General features: G+C 36.3%; 16 protein-coding genes. 14 read left to right on the forward strand and 2 right to left on the reverse strand.

Features of this window, described 5'->3' with window-relative positions; translation table 11 throughout:
• Positions 1–167: 167 nt before the first annotated feature.
• From EHV10_RS04675 to EHV10_RS04685, 3 genes are read left to right on the forward strand one after another with little or no spacing between them, the layout of a single operon-like run.
• Positions 168–1232, forward strand: coding sequence for an aldose epimerase family protein (locus tag EHV10_RS04675; RefSeq protein ID WP_128673656.1), 1065 nt, complete (start codon positions 168–170; stop codon positions 1230–1232).
• Positions 1232–3226, forward strand: coding sequence for a DNA topoisomerase (locus EHV10_RS04680; RefSeq protein WP_128673657.1), 1995 nt, complete (start codon positions 1232–1234; stop codon positions 3224–3226). Before EHV10_RS04675 ends, EHV10_RS04680 begins: the two co-directional genes overlap by 1 nt.
• A 3-nt stretch (positions 3227–3229) precedes the next feature.
• The gene (locus EHV10_RS04685) at positions 3230–3928 is read left to right on the forward strand and encodes an LbetaH domain-containing protein (protein WP_128673658.1); all 699 of its coding nucleotides are present in this window, start codon (positions 3230–3232) and stop codon (positions 3926–3928) included.
• Between the two features lie 40 nt (positions 3929–3968).
• Here EHV10_RS04685 and EHV10_RS04690 read toward each other — a convergent pair whose 3' ends face one another.
• Positions 3969–4847: a PHP domain-containing protein gene (locus EHV10_RS04690; protein WP_128673659.1), complete on the reverse strand. Its 879-nt coding sequence runs from the start codon at positions 4845–4847 to the stop codon at positions 3969–3971.
• 198 nt (positions 4848–5045) lie between these two features.
• Between EHV10_RS04690 and EHV10_RS04695 the strand changes: the two genes are divergently transcribed.
• The 3 genes from EHV10_RS04695 (at position 5046) to EHV10_RS04705 (ending at position 9951) form a co-directional block, all read left to right on the forward strand.
• A complete protein-coding gene (locus tag EHV10_RS04695) occupies positions 5046–6884 on the forward strand; it encodes a VanW family protein (RefSeq protein WP_128673660.1) in 1839 nt (612 codons plus the stop codon).
• A 21-nt stretch (positions 6885–6905) separates the two neighbouring features.
• The gene (locus tag EHV10_RS04700) at positions 6906–8783 is read left to right on the forward strand and encodes a fructose-1,6-bisphosphatase (RefSeq protein ID WP_128673661.1); all 1878 of its coding nucleotides are present in this window, start codon (positions 6906–6908) and stop codon (positions 8781–8783) included.
• Positions 8784–8865: 82 nt separating this feature from the next.
• On the forward strand, positions 8866–9951 hold the full coding sequence (locus EHV10_RS04705; RefSeq protein ID WP_128673662.1) for an acyltransferase family protein: 1086 nt from the start codon (positions 8866–8868) through the stop codon (positions 9949–9951).
• Between the two features lie 259 nt (positions 9952–10210).
• On the opposite strand, the gene EHV10_RS04710 is transcribed toward EHV10_RS04705, so the two are convergent.
• Positions 10211–12073 carry an IS1634 family transposase gene (locus EHV10_RS04710; protein WP_128673328.1) on the reverse strand — a complete coding sequence of 621 codons (1863 nt, stop codon included), beginning with the start codon at positions 12071–12073 and terminating at the stop codon, positions 10211–10213.
• Positions 12074–12516: 443 nt separating this feature from the next.
• On the opposite strand from EHV10_RS04710, the gene asrA reads away from it, so the two are divergent.
• The 8 genes from asrA (at position 12517) to rpoD (ending at position 24797) form a co-directional block, all read left to right on the forward strand.
• The gene (gene asrA, locus EHV10_RS04715) at positions 12517–13551 is read left to right on the forward strand and encodes an anaerobic sulfite reductase subunit AsrA (RefSeq protein WP_128673663.1); all 1035 of its coding nucleotides are present in this window, start codon (positions 12517–12519) and stop codon (positions 13549–13551) included.
• On the forward strand, positions 13541–14332 hold the full coding sequence (gene asrB / locus EHV10_RS04720; protein WP_128673664.1) for an anaerobic sulfite reductase subunit AsrB: 792 nt from the start codon (positions 13541–13543) through the stop codon (positions 14330–14332). Before asrA ends, asrB begins: the two co-directional genes overlap by 11 nt.
• Positions 14333–14342: 10 nt before the next feature.
• Entirely contained in the window at positions 14343–15314 is a 972-nt protein-coding gene (gene asrC / locus EHV10_RS04725) for a sulfite reductase subunit C (RefSeq protein ID WP_128673665.1), read from the forward strand.
• A gap of 191 nt (positions 15315–15505) precedes the next feature.
• Positions 15506–19033 carry a pyruvate:ferredoxin (flavodoxin) oxidoreductase gene (nifJ, locus tag EHV10_RS04730; protein WP_128673666.1) on the forward strand — a complete coding sequence of 1176 codons (3528 nt, stop codon included), beginning with the start codon at positions 15506–15508 and terminating at the stop codon, positions 19031–19033.
• A 195-nt stretch (positions 19034–19228) separates the two neighbouring features.
• Entirely contained in the window at positions 19229–20854 is a 1626-nt protein-coding gene (locus EHV10_RS04735; RefSeq protein WP_128673667.1) for a helicase HerA-like domain-containing protein, read from the forward strand.
• Between the two features lie 2 nt (positions 20855–20856).
• Positions 20857–21867, forward strand: coding sequence for a deoxyguanosinetriphosphate triphosphohydrolase (locus tag EHV10_RS04740; protein ID WP_128673668.1), 1011 nt, complete (start codon positions 20857–20859; stop codon positions 21865–21867).
• Positions 21868–21877: 10 nt separating this feature from the next.
• A complete protein-coding gene (gene dnaG / locus EHV10_RS04745; protein WP_128673669.1) occupies positions 21878–23617 on the forward strand; it encodes a DNA primase in 1740 nt (579 codons plus the stop codon).
• A 10-nt stretch (positions 23618–23627) separates the two neighbouring features.
• Entirely contained in the window at positions 23628–24797 is a 1170-nt protein-coding gene (rpoD, locus tag EHV10_RS04750; RefSeq protein ID WP_128673670.1) for an RNA polymerase sigma factor RpoD, read from the forward strand.
• The last annotated feature ends 3 nt before the right edge of the window (positions 24798–24800 follow it).

Consider the following 24800-nt stretch of genomic DNA (forward strand, 5'->3'; position numbering starts at 1 on the left):
GCATTTGCACTGCAGATGCCTTTTTAAATTCCATATATTTAGCATTTATCATGCTATGGTAATATTTACACTAAGTCTTGCAAGGGAATTGAAAAATTTGTATAATATAGTATAATAGCTGTCACGTAGAGCTGTGATGGCTTTTTCTTTGTAAAGTGAGGAAAAACATGGGTATTAAGACAACTGAATTTGGGAAAACAAAAGACGGTAAGATTGTAAATCTATATACTCTGACAAATAAAAACGGAGTAAGTGCATCTTTTACAGATCTTGGAGGTACTTGGGTAAGTATGATGCTACCTGATAAGTACGGAAAGTTTGAAGATGTATGCCTTGGATATGATACTGTAGCCGGATATGAGAATAATATTCCGCATTTCGGTTCTATTATAGGCAGATATGCAAACCGTATACCGAAAGGAAAGTTTACAATTGACGGCAAGGAATTTCAACTTGCTCTAAATAACGGAAACAATGCACTGCACTCAGGACCTGACTATTGGCATGACAGAATCTGGGAAGTGGGTACATTTGAAGATGAAGACAGAGATATGATAACATTTATGCTTATAAGTCCTGACGGTGACCAGGGATTTGGCGGAGAAGCAAGGATAAATGTAAGTTATGTTTTGTCTGATGATAATGCACTTACAATAGGTTACAGCTTTGTTTGTGATAAAAAAACGGCTGTTAATTTAACAAATCATGCATATTTTAATCTTGCCGGACAGGACAGTAAGAATATATATGATCAGGAAGTTATGATTTTTGCAGACAGCTTTCTGCCATGTGATGAGAACTCCGTACCTACAGGTGAGATTAGAAAAGTCGAAAATACTGCAATGGACTTTAGAAAATACAAAAAGATAGGTAAGGAAATCGACTCTGATTATGATGCTGTAATACAGGGTGGCGGATATGACCATAACTGGGTAATCAAAGACTACAACGGTGAACTTAGACTTGCTGCAAAAGCAAAAGATGAGAACAGTAAGAGAGTTATGGAAGTTTACACAGATTTACCGGGTGTGCAGTTTTATACAGGTAATTACCTGACAGAAGAAATAGTCGGAAAAAGAGGTGTAACATATCCGAAGAGAAGCGGATATTGTTTTGAAACACAGTTTTTCCCTAATGCGGTAAATATGCCGGAGTTTATACAGCCGGTAGTAGATGAACTTGAAGAGTTTATCAGTGAAACTGTATATAAGTTCAGTGTAGAAAGAGATTAATGAAGAAACTTTTTATAGCGGAAAAGCCAAGTGTAGCGACCGAGTTTGCAAAGGCTCTGAAAGTACCTACAGGAAGAAAAAACGGATATCTGGAAGGCGATGATATTATAGTTACATGGTGTGTAGGGCACCTTGTAACTATGTGCTACCCTGAAAAGTATGATGAGAGGCTGAAAAGATGGTCGCTTGATACTTTGCCTTTTTTACCTAAAGAGTTTAAATACGAGATAATTGACGGCGTTAAAAATCAGTTTACCATAGTCTCAAATCTTTTAAACAGGGAAGATGTTGATACGATATATATTTGTACCGACTCGGGAAGAGAAGGAGAATATATATACAGACTTGTGGATATGATGGCGAATGTGCATGGAAAGACAAGAAAAAGGGTGTGGATAGACTCTCAAACCGAAGATGAGATACTAAGAGGAATAAGAGAAGCAAAAGATTGGTCTGAGTATGACAATCTTTCTGCAGCCGCCTTTCTTCGTGCAAAAGAAGATTATCTTATGGGAATCAACTTCTCCAGAATCCTAACCTTAAAATACAGCAGAAATGTTGCAAGTTTTTTAAAGCTTGACAGAGCTGTACTCAGTGTGGGAAGAGTAATGACCTGTGTTGTAGGAATGGTGGTAAACAGAGAAAGAGAAATAAGAAACTTTGTAAAGACTACATTCTTTAAAGTTTTGGGTAAGTTTGAAAATCAGGGATTGAGTATAGACGGAGAGTGGAAGGTAAATGAGAAGTCAAAATACTTTAGTTCTCCTATGCTGTACAAGGATAACGGTTTTAGAGAAAAGATATATGCCGAAGAACTTATATCACATATAGAAAAGATTGCCGATGAAAACAATAGGGAAGCGGTTGTACTTTCAAACGATAAAAAGAAAGAAACAAAAAATCCTCCTTTACTTTTCAATCTGGCAGAGATACAAAATGAATGTTCAAAGAGATTTAAAATAAGCCCTGATGAAACATTAAAAATAATTCAGGAATTGTATGAAAAAAAGCTTGTTACTTATCCGAGAACGGATGCAAGAGTGCTTTCTACTGCCGTAGCAAAGGAAATAGACAAGAATATAAAGGGACTTTGTAAGTTTTCGGCACTTGCGAATTTTGCAAATAATGTTCTTGAAAAGGGTGAATATAAAAATATTTCAAAAACAAAGTATGTTAATGATAGTCAAATCACCGACCATTATGCTATAATACCTACCGGGTTTGGAAATATGAATTCACTGAGTAAATTGTCATTGTCTGTATATGAACTTATATGCAGAAGATTTCTTAGTATATTTTATCCTCCGGCAATATATCAAAAGTTTGCCATACGTTTCGGTATAGGAGATGAGATATTTATTGCAAATACAAAAGTGTGTGTTGAAAGAGGATTTTTAGATATATTAAGCCCGGTAAAAACAGAGGGCGAAGATGACGAAACCGGTGACAATCAAAATCCGGAGTATATAAAGATGATTTCATCACTCAGAAAGGGTTCAAAGCTTATGATTAACTCTTTGAGTATTAAAGAGGGTGAGACGGTACCTCCAAAGAGATATTCGTCAGGCTCTATTATACTTGCAATGGAGAATGCAGGACAGCTCATAGAGGATGAGGAGCTTAGAAGTCAAATAAAGGGAAGCGGTATAGGTACTTCCGCTACAAGGGCTGATATTTTGAAAAAATTATTTTCGATAAAGTACTTGGCTTTAAATAAAAAGACTCAAATAATTACCCCTACACTTTTTGGTGAAATTGTATATGAAGTAGTAAATTGCTCTATTTCACAACTTTTAAATCCGGAGCTGACTGCCAGCTGGGAAAAGGGACTTACGATGGTGTCAAATGGTGATATTACATCTGAAGAATATATGACAAAGCTTGAAAGATTTGTAGGTATTCGATGTCTTAATGTGAAGAAACTTAATAACCAATATAGTTTAAATGCCGTATTTGAAGAGGTTTCAAAAGAATATAAGGGCATGAAAGGATAGAAAATGAAAAAAATCGATGTAAAAACAAAAAAACTTTTTGATTTGGAAGAAACTATAGCAAAGTCTCTCTTCGAAAAATACACATATCCTTGGGAAGTATTTAAGGAACTTGGAAGTTTTATAGAAGAAATCGGTGCTACATTACCTGATACGGAGTATTTAAAAATCGGAAAGAATATCTGGGTTCATCGTTCGGTAAAGATTATGCCTACAATTGCGCTTGCAGGTCCGCTTATTATCGGAAAAGATGCAAGTATTCGTTCATGTGCATTCTTCAGAGGTAATGTAATCATAGGTGAAGATGCAGTGGCGGGAAACTCTTGTGAGTTTAAGAATGCTATACTTTTTAACAAAGCACAGGTACCTCATTTTAGCTATGTTGGAGATTCTATCATCGGTTATAAGGCGCATCTCGGTGCTTCCGCAATTACATCAAATCTTAAGAGCGATAAGTCGGATGTTGTACTTCATTTAGAGGATGCGGAGCTTGAGACAGGACTCAGAAAGCTTGGAGCTATAGTAGGTGATGAAGCTGAAATAGGTTGCGGATCGATATTGAATCCGGGAACCGTTATAGGAAAGAACACTACAATATATCCGCTGTCAAGTGTAAGAGGTTGTATCGGAAAGTCATCTATTTATAAGAGTGCCGACGATATTGTAACAAAGGCAAAGAAAAAGCCGGCAGCTGTAAAATTATAAAATTTATGCGTATGGGTTTTCCCATACGCATAAATTTTATCTAGTTGGATTTATTTGTTAATATATTTTCTAAAAGTTCAAAAGGAATCTTTAAATCACCGTATCCTTTACCTATGTCAAGTCCCGGTTTGTTTCCTCCATGAAAATCGCTGCCTCCTGTAGGAAAGAGCTTGTATTTATTCGCCAATAACATAAGTTTTTTTATATCTGAAGCTGAATGTGTGGAATGATATACCTCTATACCGTCTAATCCCAGTTCAATCAAATGTGATATAAGAGTATTCAAATCCTCATCAGAGAATTTGTATTGAAAAGGATGTGCAAGAGAAATGAAGAAATTATGTTTTTTTAAAAACTCCATACATCTTGTTGTCGTGATATTCTTAACCGGTATATATTTACCGCCATATTCAAGATACTTATCAAAAGCCTCGGACTTACTTTTTACAAGTCCAAGCTTTATAAGAGCATTTGCAAAATGTGCTCTTGTTATCTGGGTGTTTTGATTTGAGTTGTTCAAATCATTTTCGAGAATTATTATTCCGTCATTTTTAAATCTCCTAATTATTTCAGCGTTTCTTTCAGCTCTTTCCTTTGCAAAAAAACTCAAATCATCAAATATTTCTTTTGGGATATTCAGTTCTCTCTCGGAAATTGAAGAGGGCAGCAGATAACCCAGAATATGTATTTCTTTTTCTTTATATACGCAGCTCATTTCCACTCCGGCTATTACGGATAAATCAAGTTCCAATCCTTTTTTAAAACATTCTTCTACACCTGACATAGTGTCATGGTCTGTAAGTGCGATAAGGCTCAGAGAAGCTTTCTTTGCCGATATGGCAACCTCTGTGGGAGAGCATGTACCGTCTGAAGCGGTAGAATGTGTATGGAGGTCTATATATTTAAAATTTTCTTTCATAAATCACCTTAAAAAATACTTTTTATATATAATATACTTGTTTTAATAAGTCTAGCACAATAAATTTTGTAAAGCAAATATTGATAAGTGATTTTAATTGTTTTAAAATCATATTATTGGTATAATTTAATTCCAAGGTATGTTTTTATCAAAAACAGCATAAGGGCATTTTATTAATACATCTTATAAGGAATTGAAATGTTAAATAAACAAAACAGCAGTAAAAAAACAGGCTCGGAAAGAGTAAGAGAAGCAAGAAAGAGATCGCAAAAAAGAGGCTATATGGCTGATATAAATATGAGAGCGGTAGCTGTTCTTGTTGCGGCATTTATTATATTGGTATTACTTGCCATATCGGGATTACAAAAAGTCGGAAAGTTTTTGAAGTCATCAAAAGTTGAAGGCACTGAGGTGACTACGGAAATTGCAGATGAAAAATTAAAAAAGCAGATAACTATTGATGAGATAGATATTACCGGAATGAAAATGTCGGAGGCAAAAGCGGCCATAGACAAAGTATATCCGTGGAAATTAACTGTACATATCGGTGATGATTTAAGTGACAGCATGGTACTTGACAATGTTTTGGATACAAAGGTAACAAAACTTTTAAATGAGATATATGCAGATGTTGACAATGCCGCTTCACATTATGAAATAAACTTTGATGATGTCGATATAGATTCATTGGTGGAAAAAGCAAAGGAAAAATGGAATATCAATCCTGTAAACGGGTCTATATCAGGATTTAACAAGGAGACAAAGAGCTTTACATATGCTGATGAAAGTGACGGCTATCTTATTGATGAAGAGAGGCTTAAGTCGGATCTTAAGTCATATTTGAGTCGCAAGAATTTTGAGGCTGATATTTCCGGTGTCAGAAATGAAGTAAAAGCAAGTATTTCGGCAGCAAAAGCAAAGGAGATGTACAAGGTAATAGGTACATTTACTACAAAGACTACAGATAATAAGGACAGAAACACGAATATTTCACTCGCATCCGAAGCACTTGACGGACTTATAATAAAGCCCGGAGAGGAATTCTCTTTCAACAATACTACAGGTAACAGAACGCTTGAGAGAGGATACAAGCCTGCAGGAGCCTATGTAAACGGTGTTTTATCGGAAGAGCCGGGTGGTGGTGTATGTCAGGTTTCATCAACTCTTTACAATGCGGTTATTTTCTCAGGGTTGAAGACAACTGAGAGACATGCACATTCATTTGAGCCAAGTTATGTAACTCCGGGTGAAGATGCTATGGTAAGCTATGACGGATATGCAGGTCCGGATATGAAATTTATAAATACATCCGACACCGCTATTGCCATTCGAGCAGTACTTACCGGACAAACACTTACATGTTCAATTATAGGAATTCCTATTTTGGAAGAAGGTGTTACTGTTGAAATGTCATCAAAGAAGATATCGGATTTAAATCCTCCGGTTCCCGAGTATATTGAAGATAAGAGTTTGAAAAAGGGAAAGCAGGTTGTTGTAATCGAGGCAAAAAAGGGCTCAAGATGGGCAACTACATATATTGTAAAAAAAGACGGTGTGTTGGTAAAGGAAGAGCCTTTCCACAATTCAACATATAAGGGAAAACCTGCCAAGATAAAGGTGAACCCCGAGAGCGAGGAAACCTCCGCTTCAAAGAGTAATGAAAGTAGCGTATCAAGTACGGAAAGCATATCAAGTGCTCATGTAAATCAAACTACAAGTGCAGCTTCAACTCAGGCTGAAAGCACTCAAGAAAAGACCTCAGAGAGTACAACAAAGAAAAAAGATTCAGGAAGTAGTGAAAGCACCGTAGAAAAGTTAAGTACCGAAGAAAAGTCTACTAAGGCGAAGGAAACTAAGGAGAGTACCAAGTCGGAAGAGACTTCGGCTAAGTCTAAAGAAAGCACAAAAGCAAAGGAAAGTACTAAAGCAAAAGAGAGTACAAAGGCGAAGGAAACCACAGCCGAACCTACTGTTGAGAAGCTGACTACAACTGAGGCTGCAAAAACTGAAGAGACTGTGGAGAAACTGGAGAATTAATATAATATGGGGGGATAATTTATGAATAGGGATAAGGAAAATGTAAAGTATTTAAAACTTCTGAAACAAAATTATTCGTCAAGTCAGGCAGTTATAAGAGAGATTATAAATCTGTCTGCAATAACAAATCTGCCTAAGGGTACAGAGTTCTTTTTAAGTGATATACATGGAGAATATGAAGCTTTTTTGCATATAATGAACAATTGCTCCGGAGTAATAAAAGAAAAAGTTGATATTATATTAGGAGAAACATTGTCCGAGTTTGACAGGCAGGAACTATGTACTCTCATATATTATCCCAGAGAGAAAATGACTATGCTTGCGGAAATTGACAGAATAGATAATGACTGGTATTCGATGACGCTGAATTATCTTATAATGCTTGCAAAGTTATTATCATCCAAATATACGAGATCAAAAGTCAGAAAAGCTTTGCCTGAAGATTATGCATATATCATTGATGAGCTTTTGCATGCACAAAAAAATGAAGACACAAATAAAGTAAGCTATCACAGACATATATTGCAGACTATTATAGATCTTGATGATGCCGATGAATTTATAATCGCACTTTCTACACTTATAAAAAGGCTTGCAGTCGATCATCTTCATATAGTAGGTGATATTTTTGACCGTGGCGGTAATGCGGACAAGATAATAGACTTACTTATGAATTATCATTCTCTTGATATTGAGTGGGGAAATCATGATATTCTTTGGATGGGAGCCGCATGTGGAAATGATGCATGTATTTGTAATGTTATCAGGAATAATTTAAAGTACGGAAATGTAGAAATTCTTGAGAACGCTTACGGTATCAGCTTAAGACATCTTATGCTTTTCGGAATGTCAAAGTACGGTATTGAAGACGCAATACAGGCTGCACTTGCCGCAATAAAAGTGATACTTTTTAAGCTGGAAGGACAACTTATAAAAAGGCATCCTGAATACGGCATGGATGACAGACTGCTTTTAGAGCATATAGACCTTGATGAAGGATTTGTAACTGTTAACGGAGTGAAGGCCAAACTGAAGACAAATATATTCCCGACATTAAATAAGGAAAATCCTTATGAACTTACTGCCGAGGAAAATGAAATTATGCTGAAGCTTCATAGAAGTTTTGTATCAGGTCAGAGATTAAATAATCATATAAAGTTTTTATATGATAAAGGCGGAATGTACAATGTTTACAACAGGAATCTTATATATCACGGTTGTGTTCCTGTAGATGAAAACGGAATATTTGATATGCTTTGTATAAACGGTAAATGCTATCATGGAAAAGCATTGTTTGATATATGTGATGAAAAAGCCAGAGCCGCCTATACGGATAATCCGAGTCAGGATGATGTTGATTTTATGTGGTTTTTATGGGGTGGTGAGAAATCTCCCTTATGCGGTAGAAAAGTAAAAACTTTTGAGCGTGATTATATTGAAGATAAGAGCTTTTGGAAGGAAAAATCAAATCCATATTACAGCAAGTACTATGATGAAAGCTTTTGTATTCAGATTTTACACGAGTTCGGCCTTTATGATACGCATTCACATATTATAAACGGACATACACCGGTTCATGCGCTTGACGGTGAACATCCTGTACGTGCAAATGAGAGACTGTTTGTAATAGACGGAGGTTTCTGTCGATCTATGAATAAGACTACGGGAATTGCAGGATATACTTTGATATTTAATTCTCACGGGCTGAGACTTAAGGCGCATACGCCTTTTACTTCGGTAGAAGATGTCTTGATAAACAATACCGACATTAAATCGGAATCGGAGATAGTTGAAAAGGATGTATATCGAATGTTTGTAAAGGATACTGATATAGGTAAGAAATTACTTGAAGATATTGCTGATTTAAAAATGTTATTGGATAATTACAGGAAATTATAAGATAAAAAGTATGTAAGCCTGAAAGCTGAAAGCTTACATACTTTTTGATTTTTAAACAAATTTAACGGAAAGTTGGTGAGATATGAGTACTGATACGGGCAAACACAGAAAAAGGAATTACAGACTTGATATATTTAAAGGTGTATTGATTTTTCTTGTGGTATTCGGACATTTTCTTTTGCCTGTAAAAGAAAGAGAATATGCACTTTTTAATAAACTTTTTTTCTTTATTTACAGCTTTCATATGCCTGCATTTATATTTTTATCCGGATATCTTTATTATGATTCATGGAAAAGGAAGGGGACTAAATTAAAATCTGTTATTCCTCTTATAATGTTATTTTTAATGATGAAGATATTATTGCATATAAGTGATCTGTTATTTTATGGAGACAGGAATATAATTCCCGATTTTTTACATGAATCATCTACACCTTGGTATATATCGGCGCTTATTTTTTTCAGATTGTCACTATATCCTTTGGAGTTATTTTTGAAGTTGAATAAGAAAAAATTAACTTATGATGCTGTTACAATATATGTAACGGTATTGACAGTATTTTTTACGTTTTTTTCAATGCTTAACATGAATTGGCAGGTGAGAATAGATGATTTTTTATCTTTAGACAGGGTAGTATCTTTTGCTCCGTACTTTTATATCGGTATATTGTATAAAAAATACTCATCTGTAAGTAAGACTTCGATTTTTGAAGAAATAAATATGCGCTTTTTTGGAATAGGTGCTTTTTGTGTATTGGGCTTTTTGGTTTTCTTTAAATATATCAGATTTTATACTTTGATTTTCTACGGACCCTGGGGATATCGCATAGCTGAAAGAAACATATTGCCTATATTTAAGGGTGTATTAAACCCGCTTAGAATTATATATATGCTGTATGCCTTGAGTACTTCTTATTTTATATTTGTAGCAACATCATTAAAGAAGAATTTTTTGACAAATATATTAAAAAGATTCGGTGTATACAGCTTGCCGATATTTGCATTTCACAGAATTATAAGAGATGCCTTTTCACATTTGTTACTCGACAATTTTATATATCCTGTATTTGGTAAAATAACTATATTGATTATACTTTTGACGCTCTCTTTTTTGACATGTATGATATTAGGTAATGATAATACAAACAGATTTTGCAGATTTAAATAATATAAGGCTCATACTTATTGAAAACGGTTTTCAGAGTATGAGTCTTTTTGTATGTAAAAATATGCAATAATTCGTGCAAATCAATGTAGTATTAGAATTGATATTTTCAAATTTCGTGTTATAATTTTTTGTATACAGTGATAAAGTTTTATCAATATCCCATCTTCAACAGTTTGAGAATAGAAAAGTGGCTTAAAACCCTGTATTTACAAGGCTTTAGCCACTTTTTTAAGTATCTAAAAAATGTTGTATGGAAAGTTCAAGTTGAAATCTTTTTTATTTTTTTATTTAAATCTTTTGGCTGATAGTATTTCTTGTCCAATTCTAGATTAAAGATAGCATTTAATGATGTTAGTACTTGTGAATTATCATATGTTGACATATAGCATACATCTTCTAAATTAGCTACCTGCATATTGTTCAAAGTCTCTATAACATTCTCTACAGTGAAATGCGTTCCATACATATCCAGCTTCTTTTCCAGAATCCTATATATTAAAAGAACTGTGTAACAGACCATAAAGTGTGCTACTATTCGCTCTCTATTTTGATGAGATACAGGTCTGGCTGAAAAATTGGTTTTCATTATTCTAAAGCAATCTTCTATCTTGTATCTGTTTGAGCTAATCTCTAAGATATACTTAACTGAATCTTCAAGATTTGTTGCCACTGCATAGAATCCATCATACTTTTCTTCTTCATTTATGGCTTCTTGGTTAAGTTCGTAGGTATCTACAGCTGTTTCACCGGAGGATGTTGATGTGGTTCGTTTTATAAAACGAGTTATATCATTTGCCCCTTTTTTATAGGTTTCGGGATCCAGCTTAGTAAGGAGCTTCTTAGCCCTTTCTATCTGGCGATTTCGTATAAATCTTTGATATTCCATCATTTTTCTTGAGAATGAGACAATGATTTTTTGTGGAACTACGGCCTTTGACTTAACTTTCTTAATAGTACCATTCTTACATGCCTTTTCTTCATAAAGTCCAAGGTCAAATGCCTTATCAGCAGGGATTATCTTGTATATCCTATCATCGTACAGTTCTGCATTAACTTTATCAAACATATCAAAATCTTTCATTTGCTGAATAGTTGCAGGTTTATCATTAGATAATAGGCGATAATCAATATCACTAAAAATAGCTTCTTTTAACGTATTAGAAAGCATCTTTATGGATTGAGTAACAATAAAAGCTCTGCCACCCATAGAATTAAAATTTCTGATATTTAAAGACCCAAGACCGGCATCAGCACAATAAATAAACTTTTTGCCCTTAAACATAGTTATTAGCTTTTGTTCTAAAGGAATAGCAGTAGTTTGCTCATTATCAGAACCGGAAGTAATGCACATAGATAGTGGTATTCCATCTTTGTCCATAAATAGTCCCATTTGTACAATAGGATTTGGTCTATGTTCTTTACTCACACCATATTTTCGTAGACCTTTAGTCACTTCACCGGTTACCGGATCAATATAATCTTCGTCATTTGATTCTATTTCAAAGTAATAGTTTGAGCAGTCAAAAAAACATACCGAGGTATCTCTCTTTATTAATTTCGTACTTGCATCATATAGATGAGAAATATACTCATCGTAATGATCATACATGATGTCAAGTGTACGAAGAATGTGTTCGTAACCAAATGTGGGTTGCTCATAAAAGCTAACAAGATTCTGATGAGTACCTAGCTTGGAGTCAGGATTAAGTATACGAGAATAAGTTAGGAATCTATTTACCAGATTTGGGTCAAACTGTATTCTAGTATCTTTTATTATATTTTTGAAGAAGGCACCAATCTTAAGATCATGGTAAATTTGCTGAAGGAAAAAATATCCTATGTTTAAAAGTTTAGACTTAGATACTAAATCATCTTGATAGGTGATTTTTTCATTAAAGTCAAACTTAAAATCTAAAGCTACCGATTTATTGTTTTTTAACTCCTCATTATATCTTTTGACCTCATCAAGAGCGTAAGCCAGAGGGTCAGCGGTAGTTTTTAGAAGTTCGGAATGTTTTCCTATGCGAACCACATTTTTAGTAGTAGTCTTTTTTCCGTTTCGGATTCCTCTTTGAATAAAATAAGTAGGATCCTTCGATTTTTTGTCATACCAAAGTTTCATACTTCATTATATCATATAATACAACAAAATACAACAATAAAATAAAAGAAATTTGACACAGAAAACCCTTTATTTATAAGGCTTTAGAGGCTGTTTGCATGTAACAAACTGTTGAAGACCCGACGCTCTCTTTTTTGACATGTATGATATTAGGTAATGATAATACAAACAGATTTTGCAGATTTAAATAATATAAGGCTCATACTTATTGAAAACGGTTTTCAGAGTATGAGTCTTTTTGTATGTAAAAATATGCAATAATTCGTGCAAATCAATGTAGTATTAGAATTGATATTTTCAAATTTCGTGTTATAATTTTTTGTATACAGTGATAAAGTTTTATCAATATGTATTGAAGTTTGGCTATGCATCGGTATTTAGAGTTTAAATATGATTAAGCTTTACCGTATCGATGAAGATAGTGCAGTAATAAAGGAGAAAGTATGGGGAAAAGGGGTTATATATTTTTACCCGGTGGATTCAATAAAGTAATTGAGGAATTATCAAAAAGCTACCGTATTTACGCACCTGTGCTCAAGGTGGGAGAAGGAAGGTTTACAGATACCGACGTAGTAAGATATGATTTTGTAAAAGAGGCTTCAGAGATCGAGCTTGATAAAAAATCCGATTATTCATTTAAGGAGATTTTGACACCTCTGTCACAGACATTGTTTTTCTTTACGGAAAATGATGTAAAAGAGTCTGAAATAGACGAGAGAGAGGTTTTGGTATTTTTAAGAAGCTGTGATCTTAATGCGTTAAAAAGGCTTGATCAGATATATCTTCACAATGGAAGAGAAGAAGATTATTTTTATGCAAGAATCAGAGATAAAGTGAAATTTGTTCTTATGGGTTGTGCTCATTCATATGAGGACTGTTTCTGTGTAGATATGGGTACAAATCGTGCAGATGATTTGGATTACAGTTTTTCTGTGGATTATATAGACAACCGGTTTCATTGTCAGTTAAAAGACAGTGTTCTTGAAGATGTATTTACAAATAACGCCTTAAAAGAGCAGGATATTACTCCAAGATTTGTAACTGAAAATGAAACAAGAGTGCAATTGCCTGACAGCGTACCTCTTTCAATATTTACATCCGATATGTGGGAGGAATATAACACAAGATGTATAGGATGCGGAAGATGTAACTATGTGTGTCCTACATGTACTTGTTACACAATGCAGGATGTATATTATACAGATAACGGCAGAGTTGGAGAAAGAAGAAGAGTCAATGCTTCATGTATGGTAGACGGATATACAAATGTTGCAGGCGGTGGAGAATACAGGAAAAAGTATGGTGAGCGCATGAGATTTAAAACCATGCATAAGATATATGATTTTAAAAAGAGATTCGGCTACAATATGTGTGTAGGATGCGGAAGATGTGACACCGTATGTCCTGAGTATATCTCATTTTCAAATATAATAAATAAAGTAACAGCTAAGACATTGGAGGTGCAGAATGAGAAATAATCCTTATATTCCTTTTCCGTCAAAGATTTTAGATGTTATTAAACATACAGAGAAAGAATACACATTCAGGCTTGAATTTAAAGGTGATGTAAAGCCGGGACAGTTCTTTGAAGTTTCAATCCCAAAATTCGGTGAGGCACCTATTTCCGTAAGCGGAATAACAGAAAACAGTATAGATTTGACTATCCGTAAGGTGGGAAGAGTTACTGATGAGGTTTTTGAAAATTATATCGGTGATACCCTGCTTCTTCGAGGTCCGTACGGTAACGGATTTGATGTTGATAAATATATTAACGGAGAATGTGTGGTTGTAGCCGGAGGTACCGGAGTTTCTCCTGTACGCGGAGTTATCAACGCGCTTGGTGAAAGTAAAGATTCAAAGGATAAACATGTAATACTCGGATTCAGAAGCCCTGATGATATGCTTTTTAGAGACGATATTATCAGATGGGAATCTCAAATGAATCTTATTTTAACAATGGATAAGGAAGCAGAAGGCTATACAGGAAATGTCGGCCTTGTAACAAAGTTCATTCCGGAACTTAAATTAAAAGATATTGAAACCGCACAGGCTGTGGTAGTCGGACCTCCTGCAATGATGAAGTTTTCGGTAATAGAGCTTTTAAAGCTTGGTTTTAAGGAGGAGAACATCTGGGTTTCATATGAGAGAAAGATGTGCTGCGGTATCGGTAAATGTGGACATTGTAAGGTTAATGATACTTATATTTGTCTTGACGGACCGGTATTTAATTATGTTGACAGTAAGTCTTTGATTGATTAGTGAGGTAAAGATGGATATTAATGTAAAAAAGCTTAAAAAAAATGCCTTTCGTGTTTCTAAGGTACGCGGTGAGACAGCTTCCAGAATAAGAATGCCAGGTGGATATATAGATGCCGAGAGTTTAAAGAGAATTGCAGAAGTTGCGGATAAGTACGGAAACGGAAGCATTTTTCTTACAAATCGTCAGGGCGTTGAGATTCCTGGTATCAAAATATCGGATATGGATGCCGTAAATAAAGAAATACAGCTTATTATCGATAATGAGGGAACGAATCAGGAAAAGAGAGATACGGGATATGCAGCTTCAGGAACAAGAAATGTAGTTGCCTGTCCGGGTAAGAGACTTTGCCCTTATGGAAATTACGACACTACAGAGTTTGCAAGAAAAATGGAAAAGCAGATTTTCCCTAATAATCTACATTTCAAGGTTGCATTTACAGGTTGTTCAAATGATTGCGCCAAGGTTCGTATGAATGATTTCGGCATTATGGGTATGACGGAACCGCAGTATGACCCTGACCGCTGTGTTACATGTGAGGCGTGTGTAAAGGGATGTAAGGCTAAAAGTGTGGATGCTCTTAAAGTTGTTAACGGAAAGATAGTAAGAAACACGGAAAAATGTATCGGATGCGGTGTATGTATTACAGTCTGCCCTACAAGAGCATGGACAAGAAGTAAGGAGAAGTACTACAGACTGGTTTTACTTGGCAGAACCGGAAAGAAAAATCCAAGAATGGCTGAGGATTTTATTAAATGGGTGGATGAAGACAGTATTCTTAAGATTGTAAAAAATGCATATTCATATGTTGAAAAATATATTGATCCGAATGCACCTGACGGTAAAGAGCATGTCGGATATATAGTTGACAGAACCGGCTTTGAAGAATTTTATAAATGGATTATGGAAGACGTGAACTTAGGGCCGAAGGCGGAAGTTGCAAAGACAATGTATTGGGGCGGTAAGCACTACGACCATGAATAATTGACCTTAAAATAAGATTTTAAAGGTTTTATTGTTTAAAAAAGGAAACAAAAGCTGTTGTACTAAGAATAGTACACAAAATACATACATAATTATTTGCAAATATTTTTTAAATTGGTATAATGAGATACGAAAAACTAATATTTTATTATTATAAATATTATAAAGAATTACTTAGTAGGAGGAATTAAATGGCTAAGAGACAAATGAAGACCATGGATGGTAATCAGGCAGCTGCTCATGCATCATATGCGTATACTGATGTTGCTGCAATTTATCCGATAACACCATCATCTGTCATGGCGGAGCACACCGACGAGTGGGCAACAGAGGGTAGAAAGAATATTTTCGGCCAGACTGTACAAGTTACAGAAATGCAATCAGAGGCAGGTGCTGCAGGTGCAGTTCATGGTTCTCTTTCAGCTGGAGCTTTAACTACAACATATACAGCTTCACAGGGCCTTCTTCTTATGATCCCAAATATCTATAAGATAGCAGGTGAGCAGCTTCCGGCAGTTATTAACGTTTCTGCACGTGCTATTGCAACACATGCACTTAGTATTTTCGGTGATCATTCAGATGTTTACGCTTGTCGTCAGACAGGTGCGGCAATGCTCTGTTCATCATCAGTTCAGGAGGTTATGGATTTAACACCTGTTTCACACTTATCAGCGTTGAAGGGTAAAGTTCCTTTCATCAACTTCTTTGACGGATTCAGAACATCACACGAGATTCAGAAGATTGAATCTTGGGATTATGAGGACCTTAAGGATATGGCAGATATGGATGCTATAGCTGCTTTCAGAAAGAATGCGCTTAATCCGAACCGTCCTGTAGAGAGAGGTTCAGCACAGAACCCTGATATCTTCTTCCAGGCAAGAGAAGCAAGCAATCCTTATTATGATGCATTACCCGGAATCGTTCAGGAGTATATGGATAAGGTTAACGCTAAGATCGGTACAGATTATAAATTATTTAACTACTATGGTGCTGCTGATGCTGAGACAATCATCATCGCTATGGGTTCAGTTAACGATACAATAGAAGAGACAATTGATTATCTTTTAAAGCAGGGTGAGAAGGTCGGAGTAGTTAAGGTTAGACTTTACAGGCCTTTCAGTGCAGAGGCACTTATTAACGCTATCCCTGACAGTGTTAAGAGAATTCAGGTTCTTGACAGAACAAAGGAGCCGGGTTCACTCGGTGAGCCGCTTTGGCTTGATGTTGTTGCAGCACTTAAGGGAACAAAGTTTGATGCCGTTCCTGTATTCAGCGGTCGTTACGGTCTTGGTTCAAAGGATACAACACCTGCTCAGATCGTTGCAACATTCCATAACACAGAGAAGAAGAGATTTACTATCGGTATCAATGATGATGTTACACATCTTTCACTTGATCCGGGACCTGCACTTGTTACAACACCTGAGGGAACTACAAACTGTAAGTTCTGGGGACTTGGTGCTGACGGTACTGTAGGTGCTAACAAGAACTCTATCAAGATTATCGGTGATAACACAGATTTATATGCACAGGCATATTTTGATTATGACTCAAAGAAGTCAGGCGGTATTACAATGAGCCACTTGCGTTTCGGTAAGAAGCCTATTAAGTCAACATACCTTATCCGTAAGGCAAACTTTGTAGCATGTCATAACCCTGCATATATCAGAAAGTATAATATGGTACAGGAACTTGTTGACGGCGGTACTTTCTTACTTAACTGTACATGGTCGGATGCAGAGCTTGAAGAGCATATCCCGGGACAGGTTAAGAAGTATATCCACGATCACAAGATTAACTTCTACACAATTGACGGTGTAAAGATCGGTATTGCTACAGGTATGGGACCTACAAGAATTAACACAATTCTTCAGTCAGCATTCTTTAAGCTTTCAGCAATTATTCCTGAGGATCAGGCTATTGACCTTATGAAGAAGGCTGCCGAGAAGACTTACGGAAGAAAAGGTGAGGACGTAGTTAAGAAGAACTGGGCAGCTATTGAAGAGGGTGCTAAGAATGTTCATAAGGTAGAGGTTCCTGCAAGCTGGGCTGATGCAAAGGATGAGGGTCTTGACTATGCAGTGCATACAGAGGGTAGAGAGGATGCAATCAAGTTTGCAAATACTATCCAGACAGCTGTAAGTGCGCAAGAGGGTAATAACCTTCCTGTATCTGCATTCGTTGACTATGCAGACGGTACAACACCTGTAGGTACAGCTGCATATGAGAAGCGTGGTATTGCCGTAAATATGCCTATCTGGAACAGTGATAACTGTATACAGTGTGGATTCTGTTCATATGTATGTCCTCATGCTGTTATCAGAACAGTTGCTCTTACAGAGGATGAGGCAAATAATGCTCCTGAGGGAATGAGTATACTTCCGATGACAGGTATGCCAAACTACAAGTTTACAGTAGCCGTATCAGCACTTGACTGTACAGGTTGCGGTTCTTGTGCCAATGTATGTCCCGGTAAGAAGGGCGAGAAGGCTCTTGTTATGGAGAGTATGCCGGAGAATGTACATAGACAGAAGTGGTTTGATTATGCAACAGCTACACCTGAGAAGGCTGAGGTTATTGCCAAGTTTAAGGAGACAACAGTTAAGGGTTCACAGTACAAGAAGCCTTTACTTGAGTTCTCAGGTGCTTGTGCAGGTTGTGGTGAGACACCTTATGCAAGACTTATCACACAGCTCTTTGGTGACAGAATGTATATCGCAAATGCTACAGGTTGTTCATCAATCTGGGGTAACTCTTCACCTTCAACACCATATACGGTAAATGATAAGGGACATGGTCCTGCTTGGTCCAACTCTTTGTTCGAGGACAACGCCGAGTTCGGTTACGGTATGTTCCTTGCAAATGAGGCTATTAGAAAGGGACTTAAGTCAAAGGTAGAGGCTATCGCAGAGAACGGTTCAGATGATCTTAAGGCTGCAGCTAAGGAATACCTTGATACATTTACTGTAGGTGCACTCAACGGTACAGCAACAGATAAACTTGTAGCTGAGCTTGAGAAGTTAAATACAGCTGAAGCTAAGGAAATTTTAGACAATAAGGACTTCTTATCAAAGAAGAGCCAGTGGATCTTCGGTGGTGACGGTTGGGCTTACGATATCGGTTTCGGTGGTCTTGACCATGTTATTGCCAGCGGTAAGGATGTAAACATCATGGTATTTGATACAGAGGTTTACTCAAATACAGGTGGACAGAGCTCAAAGTCAACAAAGACAGGTGCTGTAGCACAGTTTGCTGCCGGTGGTAAAGATGTAAAGAAGAAGGATCTTGCAAGTATTGCAATGAGCTATGGTTATGTATATGTAGCACAGATAGCTATGGGTGCAGATTACAACCAGACTGTTAAGGCTTTAGCTGAGGCAGAGGCTTATCCGGGTCCATCACTTATTATTGCATATGCTCCATGTATCGCTCATGGTATCAAGAAGGGTATGAGCAAGGCTATGACAGAGGAGAAGCTTGCTGTTGAGGCAGGTTACTGGAATAACTTCAGATTCAACCCTGATGCTGAGAACAAGTTTACTCTTGATTCAAAGACACCTACAGGAGATTACCAAGAGTTCCTTAAGGGTGAGGTTCGTTACTCATCTCTTGCACTCAAGGATCCTGAGAGAGCAGCTAAACTCTTCGAGAAGAATGAGGAAGATGCTAAGGAAAGATTCTCATATCTTGAGAAGCTTGTAACATTATATTCAAAATAATATAAGCTTAGATTTAATATAAATAGAATTAATAGACGAAAGTTTATTTAGTGTACAGACGGAAGCCGCTTTTGCGGTCAAAGAGAGTCGATACTTTAAGTATCGGCTCTTTTTGTATTAAAATATTATATTCACTTGTTATAATAAGAAAGTTGGGATAGAATATAAGTATAAAGTGAAATTTTAGGAGATACTATGTATAAAGACAATGAAATATGGGTGGCAAGTGACGGTGATGCCAAATTATGTATAAAATCAAAATATGCAAACAGACATGGACTGATTGCGGGAGCTACAGGAACAGGTAAAACAGTTACTTTAAAGGTAATGGCGGAATCATTTTCAGACGCCGGAGTTCCGGTATTTTTATCTGATATAAAGGGTGATTTATCAGGTATGTGTAAGCCGGGTGAAGAAAAAGAAAGTATAACTAAAAGAGTTGCCGAGCTTGGTATGGGAGAAGATTTTTCTTTTAAAGCATATCCTACAGTTTTCTGGGATATATTTGGGAAGAAGGGATTACCTCTCAGAACCACAATTTCGGAGTTCGGACCTATGCTATTGGCAAAGCTTCTTGACCTTAATCAGATTCAGACGGATATACTGAATATTATATTTAAGATAGCTGATGATGAGGGATTACTTCTTATTGATTTAAAAGATTTAAAGAGTATGCTCAACTATGTCAGTGAAAATGCCGCAGACTATAAGGCGGAGTATGGAAATATAGCACCTCAAAGTGTTAATGCCATAATGAGAGGTCTTGTAGCTCTTGGAGATAAGGGCGGAGATATATTCTTCGGTGAGCCGGCACTTGATATAAATGATTGGTTTGTTACCAAGGACGGCAAAGGTATGATAAATGTTCTTGATGCAACAACTATCATAAACGATCCGGTAATATATTCAACTTTTATGCTTTGGATGCTGGCTGAACTCTTTGAGATAATGCCTGAGGTTGGAGATCTTGACAAGCCTAAGATGGTATTTTTCTTTGATGAAGCACATCTTTTATTTAAAGATACTCCAAAGGCTTTGCTTCAAAAGATAGAGCAGGTAGTAAAACTTATAAGATCAAAGGGTATCGGAGTATACTTTATAACACAAAACCCAAGTGATATACCGGATGAGGTACTGGCGCAGCTAGGTAATAAGGTTCAGCATGCACTCAGAGCTTATACACCTGCAGAGCAAAAAGGTATAAAGGCTGCAGCACAGAGTTACAGAGTAAATCCTGATTTTGATACGGCTGAAATTATAACAAATTTGGGTATAGGTGAAGCGGTAGTATCATTTATAGAGGATGACGGTGCACCTGCTATGGTAAGAAAGGCTAAGGTACTTCCACCACAGTCATATCTCGGGGCAATTGATGACATGATGAGAGCCGCAGTTATTTCAATGTCGGATTTGGCAGGGAAATATAAAGATATGGTGGATAGAGACTCTGCATATGAATTTTTACAGAGACTGCAAGTGGAAATTTCACAAAAGCAGGAAGAGGAAAGACAGGCTGAGATAGAAAGAAAAGAAGCTGAAAAACAGGTTGAAATAGAAAGAAAAGAGGCAGAAAAGCAGGCAAAGGCGGCACAAAAGGAAGCCGAAAAGCAGGCTAAAGAAGCCGAAAAGGAAGAAAAAAAGAAAAAGAATGCCATAAAGAAGGGGGTAGCTGCTGTGGCAGGTACAGCTGCAGGAACTATCGGAAGACAAATAGGTAAAACTTTAGGAAAATCAGGCGGAAAATTCGGTTCAAGCCTGGGAGGCAATCTGGGAGCAAGCCTTGGAAGAGGAGTACTCTCAACATTATTTAAACTAAAATAATTATGAATATAAGAGAAGATATAGAACTCAGAGAGGAATTGACTCTCAGTAAATATGCCGCTTTAAGTAAAAATTCTTTAGGAAGAGACAGGTATGAAGAAGCCTGTGATATAAGGACTGTATATCAAAGAGACAGAGACAGAATACTTCACTCAAAGGCGTTTAGAAGACTGAAACATAAGACTCAAGTTTTCCTGGCGCCTGAAGGAGATCATTACAGAACAAGACTTACTCATACACTTGAGGTGGCGCAGATTGCAAGAACTATAGCCAAGTCTCTAAGATTAAATGAAGATTTGACGGAAGCGATAGCTTTGGGGCATGACCTTGGACATACACCTTTTGGACATTCGGGGGAGGACGTTTTAAATGATGTATGTTCATTCGGTTTTGCACATTATGAGCAGAGTGTGAGAATAGTTGAGTTTATAGAAAAATCCGGACGTGGACTTAATCTTACAAAAGAAGTCAGAGACGGTATATTAAATCATCGTACATCAGGTAATCCTTCCACTTTGGAGGGACATGTTGTAAGACTTTCAGATAAGATTGCCTATATAAATCATGATATAGACGATTCTATAAGAGCACGTATTATGGAAGAAGATGATATTCCAAAAGAATACAGTGATATACTTGGCCATTCGGTGAGAGAAAGACTTAACAATTTGGTACATGGTGTGATAGAAGGAAGTATTGATAAGCCTGAAATTTCTATGAATAGAGAGATATATAAGGCAATGATGGGACTTAGAACATGGATGTTTAAAAAGGTATACTACAATGAAGTTCCAAAATCACAGGAGGGAAAGGCCAAGACTATGATAAAGTCATTATTTGACTATTATATGTGCCATACCGATAAGCTTCCGGATGAATATATATTTTTTATAAAAGAGTTGAATCAGGACAGGGAACTGGTAGTTTGTGATTATATTGCAGGAATGACTGATTTATATGCAATAGAAAAATTCAAAGATATATTTGTTCCAAAGTCCTGGGATGTATATTAAGGAGAAATAATTGTATTATTCAAATGAAATAATAGATGAGGTAAGATCTGCAAATGATATAGTGGATGTTGTTTCAAGCTATGTGAAAATACAAAAAAAGGGTGCCAACTATATGGGACTCTGTCCCTTTCATGCAGAAAAATCTCCTTCATTTTCAGTATCACCGGGTAAGCAACTTTTCCATTGTTTCGGCTGTGGTGTAGGGGGAGATGTAATAGCTTTTATAAGGCAGTATGAAAATTATTCTTTTACAGAAGCATTAACACTGCTGGCTAAAAGAGCAAATATAGAATTGCCACAGGTCAGTGACAATGACAGGGCAAAAAATGATGAAAAAAACATTATTCTTGAAATAAATAAGACTGCCGCAAAGTACTTCTATGAAAACCTGCTTTCAAAAGACGGTGAGATCGGATTGAAGTACTTCAAAGACAGAGGGCTTGAGAGCAGACATATTACTCATTTCGGACTTGGATTTGCAAAAAAAACATCAAATGATCTGTATCAATATCTTAAAGGTATGGGCTACAGTGATGATATATTGAAAAAAAGCGGTCTTATAAATATTGATGAAAAGGGTGCAAGAGACAGGTTCTGGAACAGAGTTATGTTTCCGATAATAGACGTCAATTCAAGAGTTATAGGGTTTGGTGGAAGAGTCTTGGGTGACGGACTTCCAAAATATGTAAATTCACCTGAGACCCTTGCTTTTGATAAGAGCAGAAATCTTTACGGATTAAATTTTGCAAAGAGAACAAGAAGAGATTTCTTTTTGGTGTGTGAAGGATATATGGATGTCATAGCTTTACACAATGCAGGCTTTGAGAATGCTGTGGCAAGTCTTGGAACCGCACTTACACCATTACATGTAAAACTTATAAGCAGATATACCAAGAAAGTTATATTAACTTATGATTCTGACGGTGCAGGTGTAAATGCTGCAAAGAGAGCTATTCCTCTTTTAAAAGAAGAAAACTTAAATGTAAAAGTATTATCTATGGCTCCGTACAAAGACCCGGATGAATTTATAAAAAATCTCGGCAGTGAGGAATTTCAAAAGAGGATAGATTCTGCAGATAATGCCTTTCTTTGGGAAGTCGAAATACTGAAGAAAGATTATAATTTAAACGAACCTGATGAAAGAACCAACTTTTACAGGGAAGTTGCAAGAATGTTAAGCGGCTTTCATGAAAAGCTTGAAAGAGAAAACTATACTCATGCTGTAGCAAAGAGATTGATGATTGAATATAATGCACTCTTTGATATGGTTAATTCTTTCGGAAATACTGCAGTTTCAGAAAAGAAAAATACGAGTAAAGAAAATAAAAAAATTGATGACGGATATACAAAAGCACAGGGACTTTTGCTTACATGGATGGTGGAGGAAGTATCACTTTTTAATAAGATAAGTGAGTATGTTTCACCGGAAAATTTTAGTGAAGGTTTCTATAGGGATGTAGCGGTAAAGATATTTGAAAAGCTTAGATTCGGAGATTTGAGATTTTCAAATATATGTGATGACTATGCGGATGACATGGAAAAACAGAGACTGCTTTCCAAAATACTTAATACAACTTTGGGGACTAACCTCAGTGACGACGAAAAGAAAAAAGCTGTCACTGAAAGTATACTTAAAATCAGACAGGCGAGTTTAGACGAGAAAAGTAAGAATGCAAAAGGTATAGAAGAGTTTCAAAAAATTATCGAGGAACAGGCGATATTGCGAAAACTTCATGTTGATTTAGGTTAGTGGAGGAAGTATGAGGGGGAAGAATTTAAAAAATGAGTTTGAAAAGATATTAAAGAAAGATTTTGACGGAAAAATTAATGCTTCAAATATCCAAAAGATTTTCTCTGATAATGATATACCGAAGGAATATCTTCCTGATTTTATTGAATTTCTTGAAAAGAGAGATATTTTTATTGATGATGATTATGAGAAAGAGCCTACCGAATTTGACAGTGATGCAGACTCGGAAGAATTCATTATTCTAAAAGAAAATGACTTTGAAGATGAGTTCAATGAAGAGGATATAAAGGATCTTGAAAATATAAATTTAAATATACTTGATGATTTGGATGACTATGTTTCCGTAGAAGATCCTATAAAGATGTATCTGAAGGAAATAGGTAAAATTCCTCTGCTTAGTGTGGAAGAAGAGATGGTACTTGCTCAGAAAATTTCCGACCCAGATGAAAATATAAGAAAGGAAGCCGCAAAAAAAATGGCGGAGTCCAATCTAAGGCTTGTTGTAAGTATTGCAAAAAGATATATGGGCAGGGGAATGCAACTTCTGGATCTTATACAGGAAGGAAATCTTGGACTTTTGCGTGCTGTTGAAAAATTTGATTATCAAAAGGGGTTTAAATTTTCAACTTATGCAACATGGTGGATAAGGCAGGCTATAACCAGATCTATTGCAGACCAGGCCAGAACCATAAGGATTCCGGTGCATATGGTTGAGACAATAAACAGGCTTATAAAGACACAGAGAAAACTTGTTCAGGAGCTTGGCAGAGAGCCGAAACCTGAGGAAGTTGCAAAGATAATGAGTCTGCCTGTATCAAAAGTAAGGGAGATAATGAACTTTGCATTGGAACCTGTATCTATGGAAACACCTATAGGTGATGAAGACGATTCACATCTTGGAGATTTTTTACAGGATTATAATGCTAAAGTTCCTGTCAACTTCGCAATGGATGTGCTCCTACATGACCAATTGATTGAAGTAATAAAATCACTTACCGAAAGAGAACAAAAGGTAATCCTCCTCAGATTCGGACTTGAGGACGGAAAACCCAGAACACTTGAAGAGGTAGGAAAGGTCTTTGGAATCACAAGAGAGAGAATAAGGCAAATTGAAGCAAAAGCTCTAAGAAAGCTTAGAAATCCGTCAAAAACAAAAAGATTAAAAGATTTTTTGGAATAGAAA

Origin of the sequence: Lachnoanaerobaculum gingivalis (genome assembly GCF_003862475.1) — a bacterium.
Lineage (GTDB): Bacteria > Bacillota > Clostridia > Lachnospirales > Lachnospiraceae > Lachnoanaerobaculum > Lachnoanaerobaculum gingivalis.